General features: G+C 61.2%; 19 protein-coding genes. All 19 read left to right on the top strand.

Going from position 1 to position 8393, the window contains the following annotated elements; genetic code table 11:
- Nucleotides 1–105: EF-Tu C-terminal domain-related protein (locus ABD906_RS15220; protein ID WP_486303683.1), on the top strand; the 105-nt coding region annotated here is incomplete at its 5' end.
- 65 nt (nt 106–170) lie between these two features.
- The gene (gene rpsJ / locus ABD906_RS15215; RefSeq protein ID WP_345100485.1) at nt 171–479 is read left to right on the top strand and encodes a 30S ribosomal protein S10; all 309 of its coding nucleotides are present in this window, start codon (nt 171–173) and stop codon (nt 477–479) included.
- Between the two features lie 65 nt (nt 480–544).
- Nucleotides 545–1270, top strand: coding sequence for a 50S ribosomal protein L3 (rplC, locus tag ABD906_RS15210; RefSeq protein WP_345100484.1), 726 nt, complete (start codon nt 545–547; stop codon nt 1268–1270).
- A complete protein-coding gene (gene rplD / locus ABD906_RS15205) occupies nt 1270–1890 on the top strand; it encodes a 50S ribosomal protein L4 (RefSeq protein ID WP_345100482.1) in 621 nt (206 codons plus the stop codon). Before rplC ends, rplD begins: the two co-directional genes overlap by 1 nt.
- Nucleotides 1887–2180, top strand: a complete 294-nt coding sequence (locus ABD906_RS15200) for a 50S ribosomal protein L23 (protein WP_345100481.1) — start codon at nt 1887–1889, stop codon at nt 2178–2180. Before rplD ends, ABD906_RS15200 begins: the two co-directional genes overlap by 4 nt.
- 18 nt (nt 2181–2198) lie before the next feature.
- Entirely contained in the window at nt 2199–3029 is an 831-nt protein-coding gene (rplB, locus tag ABD906_RS15195) for a 50S ribosomal protein L2 (RefSeq protein WP_345100479.1), read from the top strand.
- Nucleotides 3030–3051: 22 nt separating this feature from the next.
- Nucleotides 3052–3330 carry a 30S ribosomal protein S19 gene (gene rpsS, locus ABD906_RS15190; protein WP_345100477.1) on the top strand — a complete coding sequence of 93 codons (279 nt, stop codon included), beginning with the start codon at nt 3052–3054 and terminating at the stop codon, nt 3328–3330.
- A 2-nt stretch (nt 3331–3332) separates the two neighbouring features.
- Nucleotides 3333–3713: a 50S ribosomal protein L22 gene (rplV, locus tag ABD906_RS15185; protein WP_345100475.1), complete on the top strand. Its 381-nt coding sequence runs from the start codon at nt 3333–3335 to the stop codon at nt 3711–3713.
- Complete coding sequence (gene rpsC / locus ABD906_RS15180; protein WP_345100473.1) at nt 3713–4417, top strand: 30S ribosomal protein S3; 705 nt, start codon at nt 3713–3715, stop codon at nt 4415–4417. Before rplV ends, rpsC begins: the two co-directional genes overlap by 1 nt.
- A 25-nt stretch (nt 4418–4442) precedes the next feature.
- On the top strand, nt 4443–4856 hold the full coding sequence (gene rplP / locus ABD906_RS15175) for a 50S ribosomal protein L16 (protein WP_345100471.1): 414 nt from the start codon (nt 4443–4445) through the stop codon (nt 4854–4856).
- An 11-nt stretch (nt 4857–4867) separates the two neighbouring features.
- On the top strand, nt 4868–5071 hold the full coding sequence (gene rpmC / locus ABD906_RS15170; protein WP_345100469.1) for a 50S ribosomal protein L29: 204 nt from the start codon (nt 4868–4870) through the stop codon (nt 5069–5071).
- 8 nt (nt 5072–5079) lie between these two features.
- On the top strand, nt 5080–5322 hold the full coding sequence (gene rpsQ, locus ABD906_RS15165) for a 30S ribosomal protein S17 (protein ID WP_345100467.1): 243 nt from the start codon (nt 5080–5082) through the stop codon (nt 5320–5322).
- 82 nt (nt 5323–5404) lie between these two features.
- A complete protein-coding gene (gene rplN / locus ABD906_RS15160; RefSeq protein WP_345100465.1) occupies nt 5405–5773 on the top strand; it encodes a 50S ribosomal protein L14 in 369 nt (122 codons plus the stop codon).
- Nucleotides 5774–5784: 11 nt separating this feature from the next.
- Nucleotides 5785–6099 carry a 50S ribosomal protein L24 gene (rplX, locus tag ABD906_RS15155; protein ID WP_345100463.1) on the top strand — a complete coding sequence of 105 codons (315 nt, stop codon included), beginning with the start codon at nt 5785–5787 and terminating at the stop codon, nt 6097–6099.
- On the top strand, nt 6092–6649 hold the full coding sequence (rplE, locus tag ABD906_RS15150) for a 50S ribosomal protein L5 (RefSeq protein ID WP_345100461.1): 558 nt from the start codon (nt 6092–6094) through the stop codon (nt 6647–6649). Before rplX ends, rplE begins: the two co-directional genes overlap by 8 nt.
- A gap of 27 nt (nt 6650–6676) precedes the next feature.
- On the top strand, nt 6677–6982 hold the full coding sequence (rpsN, locus tag ABD906_RS15145) for a 30S ribosomal protein S14 (protein WP_345100459.1): 306 nt from the start codon (nt 6677–6679) through the stop codon (nt 6980–6982).
- 15 nt (nt 6983–6997) lie between these two features.
- Nucleotides 6998–7396: a 30S ribosomal protein S8 gene (gene rpsH, locus ABD906_RS15140; RefSeq protein ID WP_345100457.1), complete on the top strand. Its 399-nt coding sequence runs from the start codon at nt 6998–7000 to the stop codon at nt 7394–7396.
- 35 nt (nt 7397–7431) lie between these two features.
- Nucleotides 7432–7965, top strand: a complete 534-nt coding sequence (gene rplF, locus ABD906_RS15135) for a 50S ribosomal protein L6 (protein ID WP_345100455.1) — start codon at nt 7432–7434, stop codon at nt 7963–7965.
- Between the two features lie 10 nt (nt 7966–7975).
- A complete protein-coding gene (gene rplR, locus ABD906_RS15130) occupies nt 7976–8335 on the top strand; it encodes a 50S ribosomal protein L18 (RefSeq protein ID WP_345100453.1) in 360 nt (119 codons plus the stop codon).
- Nucleotides 8336–8393 lie beyond the last annotated feature (58 nt).

Genomic DNA, 8393 nt, shown 5'->3' with positions numbered 1-8393 from the left:
GTCACGCTGATCGTGCCGATCGCGATGGAAGAGCGCCTGCGCTTCGCCATCCGCGAGGGCGGCCGCACCGTCGGCGCCGGTATCGTCGCAAGCATTATCGAGTAAAGAGGCTGGACCTCGGGTTGTGGCGCGGATAAACCGCGCCACGAACTGAACAAGGAACGAATAAAATGAACAGGCAGAAAATCCGTATCCGCCTCAAAGGTAACGATCACCGCGTTCTGGATGCCTCGACGCGCGAGATCGTTTCTACCGCGAAGCGCACGGGCGCCCAGGTTCGGGGACCGATCCCGCTGCCGACGAACGTCGGGAAGTTTACCGTGAACCGCTCGCCTCACATCGACAAGAAGAGCCGCGAGCAGTTCGAGCGGCGCACGCACAAGCGTCTTCTCGACATCGTTGATCCGACGCCCCAGACGGTGGACGCGCTGATGAAGCTCGATCTCGCCGCGGGTGTGAATGTCGAGATCAAGCTTTAAGGCGGAATAAGTTAGGACCCGCGAGGGACAGTCACCAGCGGGTGACCTGAAAGGAAATCGAACCGATGCGTTCAGGTGTTATCGCACAGAAGATCGGGATGACGCGCGTTTACAACGAAGCGGGCGAGCACATCCCCGTCACGGTTCTGCGCATGGAAAATTGCCAGGTCGTGGCACATCGCACCCAGGAAAAGAACGGCTACACCGCCGTTCAGCTTGGCGTCGGTCTTGCCAAGGTGAAGAACACGTCCAAGGCGCTGCGCGGCCATTTCGCTGCAGCCGGCGTGGAGCCCAAGGCCAAGATCGCCGAGTTCCGGGTGTCTCCTGAGAACCTCATCGAAGTTGGCGCGGAAATCACCGCCGACCACTTCGTTCCGGGTCAGAAGGTTGACGTTACCGGTACCTCGATCGGTAAGGGCTTCCAGGGTGTCATGAAGCGCCACAACTTCGGCGGTGGTCGTGCATCCCACGGTAACTCGATTTCGCACCGTTCTCACGGTTCGACGGGTCAGCGCCAGGATCCGGGCAAGGTCTTCAAGAACAAGAAGATGGCCGGTCATATGGGTTCCGTCCGCGTGACCACGCAGAATCTCGAGGTCGTGTCCACCGACAAGGAGCGCGGCCTGATCCTGGTCCGGGGCGCAGTGCCTGGGTCGAAGGGATCTTGGATCATGGTTCGCGACGCCGTGAAGGCGCCGCTGCCGAAGGAGGCCCCGCTGCCGGGCGCCATCCGCAAGGCAGAGAACCAGGCCAAGGCTGAGGAAACCGCCGCCAGCGAAGGGTCAGAATAATGGATCTTAAGGTAACAACCCTCGCGGGTGAGGATGCCGGTAAGCTGACAGTCTCTGACGAGATTTTCGGCCTGGACCCCCGCGAAGACATCTTGCACCGCGTGGTTCGCTGGCAGCTGGCCAAGCGGCAGCAGGGCACGCATCAGTCGCAGTCGCGCGCCGACGTTTCGCGTACCGGCGCCAAGATGTACCGCCAGAAGGGTACGGGCCGCGCCCGTCACTCTTCGGCCCGCGCGCCGCAGTTCCGCGGCGGTGGCAAGGCGCACGGCCCGGTGGCCCGCAGCCACGCCCATGACCTGCCGAAGAAAGTCCGCGCCCTCGGCCTGCGCCATGCGCTGTCGGCGAAGGTGAAGGCTTCAAGCCTCATCGTCGTTGATGACCTGCAGGTGAACGAGGCCAAGACCAAGGTGCTCGCCGAGCAGTTTGCCAAGCTGGGCGTCAACAACGCGCTCATCATCGGCGGCTCGGAGATCGACGCGGGCTTCAAGAAGGCGGCCGCAAACCTGCCGAACGTCGATGTTCTGCCGGTCCAGGGCATCAATGTCTATGACATCCTGCGCCGCGGCACGCTCGTCCTTTCCAAGGCTGCCGTTGCAGCACTCGAGGAGCGGTTCAAATGACGGATCTTCGCCACTACGATGTGATCGTGAGCCCCGTGATCACGGAAAAGTCGACGCTCGCCTCGGAGAGCAACCAGGTCATCTTCAACGTCGCCCGCAAGGCCACGAAGCCTGAGATCAAGGCTGCCATCGAGGCTCTCTTCAACGTGAAGGTGAGCGCCGTCAACACGCTCGTTCGCAAGGGCAAGGTGAAGCGCTTCCGCGGGACGGTCGGCAAGCAGAGCGACGTCAAGAAGGCGATCGTGACGCTGGCTGAAGGTCACTCCATTGACGTTTCGACCGGTCTCTAAGGCGCGAGGATAGGGAAAATGGCACTTAAGCACTACAAGCCTACTACCCCGGGTCAGCGCCAGCTGGTGATCGTTGACCGCTCGGGCCTGTACAAGGGCAAGCCCGTCAAGGGCCTGACCGTCGGTCTGGTGAGCAAGGGCGGCCGCAACAACTACGGCCGCGTTACCGCCCGCTTCCAGGGCGGCGGCCACAAGCGGAGCTACCGTCTTGTTGACTTTAAGCGCAACAAGTTCGATATGACCGCCACGGTTGAGCGACTCGAGTACGACCCGAACCGCTCGGGCTTCATCGCTCTGGTCCGCTACGAGGACGGCGAGCTGCGCTACATCCTGGCGCCGCAGCGCCTGGCCCCCGGCGACCAGGTCGTCTCGTCGACCAAGGCTGTCGACGTGAAGCCCGGCAACGCGATGCCGCTCGCCAGCATCCCGGTCGGCACGATCGTTCACAACGTCGAGCTGAAGCCGGGCAAGGGTGGCCAGATCGCCCGTTCCGCCGGTGCCTATGCCCAGGTGGTCGGCCGTGACGGCAGCATGACGATCCTGCGCCTGAACTCCGGCGAGCAGCGCCTGGTTGCCGGCGCCTGCATGGCGACGGTCGGCGCGGTGTCCAACCCGGACCACGCGAACGTCAAGCTCGGCAAGGCTGGTCGCAGCCGCTGGCTCGGCAAGCGTCCGCATAACCGCGGCGTGTCCATGAACCCGGTCGACCATCCGCACGGTGGTGGTGAGGGGCGCACGTCGGGTGGCCGTCATCCGGTTACGCCTTGGGGCAAGCCCACGAAGGGTCGCAAGACCCGGTCGAACAAGGCGACCGACAAGTTTATCATGCGCTCGCGTCATCAGCGCTAGGCATAAGGAAAGGTAAGGGAACGTGGCCCGTTCAGTCTGGAAAGGTCCCTTCGTCGACGGCTACCTGCTCAAGAAGGCCGAGAAGGCTCACGCGAGCGGACGCAAGGACGTCATCAAGATCTGGAGCCGTCGCTCCACCATCCTGCCCCAGTTCGTGGGGCTCACCTTCGGCGTGTACAACGGCCAGAAGCATATTCCCGTGAATGTCACGGAAGAGATGGTGGGTCATAAGTTCGGTGAGTTCGCGCCGACCCGTACGTACTACGGGCACGGTGCGGACAAGAAGGCAAAGAGGAAGTAACCATGGGCAAGGCCAAAGCGCCACGCAGGCTCAAGGACAACGAGGCACGTGCAGTCCTGCGCACGATCCGCGTCAGCCCTCAGAAGCTGAACCTTGTTGCCGCAATGATTCGAGGCAAGAAGGTATCGAGCGCGCTTGCCGATCTGGAGTTTTCGCGCAAGCGGATCGCAGCAACGGTTAAGAAGACGCTCGAATCGGCAATTGCCAACGCCGAAAACAACCACAATCTCGATGTGGACTCCCTCGTGGTGGCTGAGGCCTTTGTCGGCAAGTCGATTGTCATGAAGCGTTTCCATGCGCGCGGCCGTGGTCGTGCAAACCGTATCGAGAAGCCGTATTCGCATCTTACCATCGTGGTGCGCGAAGTTGAGGAGGCCGCTTAATGGGTCAGAAAGTTAATCCGATCGGTCTTCGCCTCGGCATCAACCGCACCTGGGATTCGCGCTGGTACGCGAACAAGGGCGAGTACGCGAAGCTGCTCCACGAGGATCTGAAGATCCGTCAGTACATCGAGAGCGAGCTCAAGCAGGCCGCGATCTCGAAGGTTGTCATCGAGCGTCCGCACAAGAACTGCCGCGTGACGATCCATGCCGCCCGTCCTGGCCTGATCATCGGCAAGAAGGGCGCCGACATCGAGAAGCTGCGCAACAAGCTGCGCACGATGACGGACTCGGAAGTGCATCTCAACATCGTCGAGGTGCGCAAGCCGGAGATCGACGCCCGCCTGATCGCCCAGTCGATCGCCCAGCAGCTCGAGCGCCGCGTTGCATTCCGCCGCGCCATGAAGCGCGCCGTGCAGTCGGCTCTGCGCCTCGGTGCTGAGGGCATCCGGATCAACTGCGCCGGCCGTCTGGGTGGTGCCGAGATCGCCCGTACCGAATGGTACCGTGAAGGCCGCGTGCCGCTTCACACGCTGCGCGCAGACATCGACTACGGCACGGCCGAAGCCCACACCGCCTATGGCGTGTGCGGCGTCAAGGTCTGGGTCTTCAAGGGCGAGATCCTTGAGCATGATCCGTTCGCCTCGGAGCGTCGCGCCCTGGAGGGCGACAACACCGGTGGCCAGCGCCGTCGCGAGAACGCCTGAGCCGGAAGTTTGAGGTAGAAGAAAAATGCTGCAACCAAAGCGCACGAAATTCCGCAAGCAGTTCAAGGGGCGCATTCACGGCGCCTCCAAGGGCGGCACGGAACTGAACTTCGGCTCCTACGGCCTCAAGGCGCTCGAGCCGGAACGCGTCACGGCGCGACAGATTGAAGCAGCCCGACGCGCTATTACCCGCCAGATGAAGCGTCAGGGACGGGTCTGGATCCGCATTTTCCCTGATGTTCCGGTCACTTCGAAGCCGACCGAAGTCCGTATGGGTAAGGGCAAGGGCTCTGTTGACTATTGGGCGTTCCGCGTTAAACCCGGCCGCATCATGTTCGAGATCGATGGTGTTGATGAGGAGCTTGCACGCGAGGCTCTGCGTCTCGGTGCTTCCAAGCTCCCGATCAAGACGCGCTTTGTTCAGCGCATCGTAGAGTAGGAGAGGGCATTATGAAGGCCGCAGATATCAGGTCCATGACGCCTGATCAGCTCGAAGAGCAGCTGGCGAATCTCAAGAAGGAGCAGTTCAACCTGCGTTTCCAGAAGGCGACGGGTCAGCTCGAAAAAACCGCGCGTGTGCGAGAGGTTCGCCGGGACATTGCGCGCATTCTCACAATCCTGGCCGAGAAGAAGTCGGCCGGCATCAAAGCCTGAGGATAACAATGCCAAAGCGCGTATTGCAGGGCACGGTAGTTAGCGACAAGGCCGACAAGACGGTTGTTGTTCGCGTTGAGCGCCGTTTCACGCACCCGTTGCTCAAGAAGACCGTGCGCCGGTCGAAGAAGTACAAGGCGCACGACGAGAACAACACTTGCAAGATCGGCGACATCGTCACGATCCAGGAGTCGCGTCCGATTTCCAAGGACAAAACCTGGGTTGTCATCACGAACCATTCTCAGGCATAAGAAGCGCCTGAGTCGGTACTGAAGGAGAGGAAAGGGGCCGAAAGGCCCGCTTTCCATTAGTCATAATAAGAAGGCGGCCATCATGATTCAGATGCAAACAAACCTCGACGTGGCGGACAATTCCGGCGCCCGTCGTGTCATGTGCATCAAGGTGCTTGGCGGCTCGAAGCGGAAGTATGCTTCGGTTGGAGACATCATCGTTGTCTCCGTCAAGGAAGCGATCCCGCGCGGCCGCGTAAAGAAGGGTGACGTTATGAAGGCGGTTGTCGTGCGCACCGCCAAGGACATCCGTCGTCCTGACGGAAGCGTCATCCGCTTTGACACGAACGCTGCCGTGCTCATCGACAACAAGAAAGAACCGATCGGCACCCGTATCTTCGGACCGGTTCCCCGCGAGCTGCGCGCCAAGAACCACATGAAGATCATTTCGCTGGCGCCGGAAGTGCTTTAGGAGCCGGATTGATGCAGAAGATCAAGAAAGGCGACAAGGTCGTCGTGCTCACCGGCCGTGACAAGGGTCGTACGGGCGAAGTTATCAAGATGATGCCGAAGGAGGCCAAGGCTCTCGTTCGCGGCATCAACCTGGTGCGTCGCCACCAGAAGCAGACCGCCCAGACCGAGGGCGGCATTATCACGAAGGAAGCGCCGATTCACGTTTCAAACCTGGCGCTTGCCGACCCGAAGGATGGCAAACCGACCCGCGTCGGTTTCCGCATCCTCGAGGATGGCAAGAAGGTACGTGTGGCCAAGCGCTCAGGAGAAGTGATCGATGGCTAACACCGAATACAAGGCCCGTCTCAAGGTTCACTATGAAGAGGTCGTCCGCAAGCAGCTTACGGACACCTTCAAGTATGCCAACCCGATGCAGGTTCCGCGCATCGAGAAGGTCGTGCTGAACATGGGCGTCGGCGAGGCTACTGGCGACTCCAAGAAGCCGTCGGTCGCTGCCGAAGATCTTTCGCTCATCGCCGGCCAGAAGGCCGTCGTGACGCGCGCCCGCAAGTCCATCGCTGGCTTCAAGGTCCGCGAGGGCATGCCGATCGGCGCCAAGGTCACCCTGCGCGGTGACCGCATGTATGAGTTCCTTGACCGCCTGGTCAACATCGCTCTTCCGCGCGTCCGCGACTTCCGCGGCCTGAACCCGAAGAGCTTCGATGGCCGCGGCAACTACGCCTTCGGCATCAAGGAGCACATTATTTTTCCGGAGATCAACTACGACAAGGTAGATCAGATCTGGGGAATGGACGTCATCGTCTGTACGACTGCAAAGACCGACGACGAGGCTCGCGCCCTGTTGAAGGCCTTTAACTTCCCGTTCCGGCAGTAACGGCAGGCGAGAAGAAGGAACGCTTAAATGGCAAAAGTTAGCGCAGTCGAGAAGAACAAGAGGCGCAGGAAGCTGCTCGCCCAGTACGCTTCGAAGCGTGCCGCGCTCAAGGCGATCGTGATGGACAAGAGCAGGCCGATGGAGGAGCGCTTCAAGGCGCAGCTCAAGCTTGCCGCCCTTCCGCGCAACTCGTCGAAGACTCGCATCCGCAACCGCTGCGAAGTGACGGGTCGTCCGCGTGGTTACTACCGCGAGCTCGGAATGTCGCGTATCGCGCTTCGCGAGCTTGGCAGCCGCGGCCTGATTCCGGGCCTCGTGAAGTCCAGCTGGTAATTGGGGAGGCATGTAATGTCCGTTAATGATCCTATCGGCGATATGCTGACCCGCATCCGCAACGCTCTTGGCCGCAAGAAGAGCACGGTCACGACGCCTGCGTCCAAGCTGCGCGCCCGGGTTCTCGATGTGCTCAAGGCGGAAGGCTACATCCGCGACTACAGCCGCGTCGAATACGAGAACGGCAAGGCCGAGCTCAACATCGAGCTGAAGTACTACGAGGGTTCGCCCGTCATCCGCGAGATCGTCCGCGTCTCCAAGCCTGGTCGTCGCGTCTACGTGGGCGTGAACGGCATTCCGCGCGTGGCAAACGGTCTGGGCATCGCCATCCTTTCGACCCCGAAGGGCGTGATGGCCGACCATGAAGCTCGCGAGAAGAACGTCGGCGGAGAGGTTCTCTGCAAGATTTTCTGATCTAGCGGAAACGTAAGAAGGAACGAGGGCAAGATATGTCTCGTATAGGCAAAAAGCCGATTTCGTTGCCGGAAGGCGTGACCGCTACGGTTAACGGTCAGACGATCACGGCAAAGGGACCGAAGGGCGAGCTTCAGTTCGTCTTTACCGAACAGGTGAACGTGAAGGTCGAGGACGGCGCCGTCGTTGTCGAGCCTCGCGACGAGTCGAAGGACGCTCGTGCGAAGTGGGGCATGACCCGTTCGCAGATCAACAACATCGTGCAGGGCGTGAAGACCGGTTTCGAGCGCCGCCTTGAGATCAACGGCGTCGGTTACCGCGCCGCCATGCAGGGCAGCAATCTCTCGCTGTCGCTGGGCTTCAGCCACGATGTCACCTACGTGCCGCCGAAGGGCATCACGATTACCTGCCCGAAGCCGACGGAAATCGTCGTCTCCGGTATCGACAAGCAGGTCGTCGGCCAGGTTGCGGCCGAGATCCGCGCTTACCGCGGTCCGGAACCCTACAAGGGCAAGGGCGTGAAGTACGCGGAAGAAACCATCTTCCGCAAGGAAGGCAAGAAGAAGTAAGGATCGAGCCATGGTGTCGAAGGATTCCGCTACGCGACGTGCCGGGCGCGTCCGTCGCAAACTGAAGTCGGTCGCCAATGGCCGCATCCGGCTTTCGGTGTACCGTTCTTCCAAGAACATCTATGCCCAGCTGATCGACGACACGAAGGGCCACACGCTGGCCGCCGCGTCGACGCTCGACAAGGATCTGCGCGGCACGCTGAAGACCGGCGCGGACGTCGCAGCCGCTGCTGCGGTCGGCAAACTCATCGCCGAGCGTGGCAAGAAGGCTGGGGTCACGAAGGTCGTGTTCGACCGTGGCGCCTACATCTACCACGGCCGCGTGAAGGCTCTGGCCGACGCAGCCCGCGAGGGTGGCCTGGAGTTCTGATTTCGCTGCTCCCGCGCGATGATTTCGCGCGGGGGCTTTTACTGTAGAAACCGTGCTT

The sequence above is a fragment of the Chelativorans composti genome, assembly GCF_039541695.1.
GTDB lineage: Bacteria > Pseudomonadota > Alphaproteobacteria > Rhizobiales > Rhizobiaceae > Chelativorans > Chelativorans composti.
Note: the sequence above shows the minus strand (reverse complement) of the source record. Positions and strands in the feature narration are given on the sequence as shown.

Bases quoted from the DNA above. Each gene is read 5' to 3' on its own strand.
- rpsJ (WP_345100485.1), top strand. From the start codon at position 171: ATGAACAGGCAGAAAATCCGTATCCGCCTCAAAGGTAACGATCACCGC.
- rplC (WP_345100484.1), top strand. From the start codon at position 545: ATGCGTTCAGGTGTTATCGCACAGAAGATCGGGATGACGCGCGTTTAC.
- rplD (WP_345100482.1), top strand. From the start codon at position 1,270: ATGGATCTTAAGGTAACAACCCTCGCGGGTGAGGATGCCGGTAAGCTG.
- ABD906_RS15200 (WP_345100481.1), top strand. From the start codon at position 1,887: ATGACGGATCTTCGCCACTACGATGTGATCGTGAGCCCCGTGATCACG.
- rplB (WP_345100479.1), top strand. From the start codon at position 2,199: ATGGCACTTAAGCACTACAAGCCTACTACCCCGGGTCAGCGCCAGCTG.
- rplV (WP_345100475.1), top strand. From the start codon at position 3,333: ATGGGCAAGGCCAAAGCGCCACGCAGGCTCAAGGACAACGAGGCACGT.
- rpsC (WP_345100473.1), top strand. From the start codon at position 3,713: ATGGGTCAGAAAGTTAATCCGATCGGTCTTCGCCTCGGCATCAACCGC.
- rplP (WP_345100471.1), top strand. From the start codon at position 4,443: ATGCTGCAACCAAAGCGCACGAAATTCCGCAAGCAGTTCAAGGGGCGC.
- rpmC (WP_345100469.1), top strand. From the start codon at position 4,868: ATGAAGGCCGCAGATATCAGGTCCATGACGCCTGATCAGCTCGAAGAG.
- rpsQ (WP_345100467.1), top strand. From the start codon at position 5,080: ATGCCAAAGCGCGTATTGCAGGGCACGGTAGTTAGCGACAAGGCCGAC.
- rplN (WP_345100465.1), top strand. From the start codon at position 5,405: ATGATTCAGATGCAAACAAACCTCGACGTGGCGGACAATTCCGGCGCC.
- rplX (WP_345100463.1), top strand. From the start codon at position 5,785: ATGCAGAAGATCAAGAAAGGCGACAAGGTCGTCGTGCTCACCGGCCGT.
- rplE (WP_345100461.1), top strand. From the start codon at position 6,092: ATGGCTAACACCGAATACAAGGCCCGTCTCAAGGTTCACTATGAAGAG.
- rpsN (WP_345100459.1), top strand. From the start codon at position 6,677: ATGGCAAAAGTTAGCGCAGTCGAGAAGAACAAGAGGCGCAGGAAGCTG.
- rpsH (WP_345100457.1), top strand. From the start codon at position 6,998: ATGTCCGTTAATGATCCTATCGGCGATATGCTGACCCGCATCCGCAAC.
- rplF (WP_345100455.1), top strand. From the start codon at position 7,432: ATGTCTCGTATAGGCAAAAAGCCGATTTCGTTGCCGGAAGGCGTGACC.
- rplR (WP_345100453.1), top strand. From the start codon at position 7,976: ATGGTGTCGAAGGATTCCGCTACGCGACGTGCCGGGCGCGTCCGTCGC.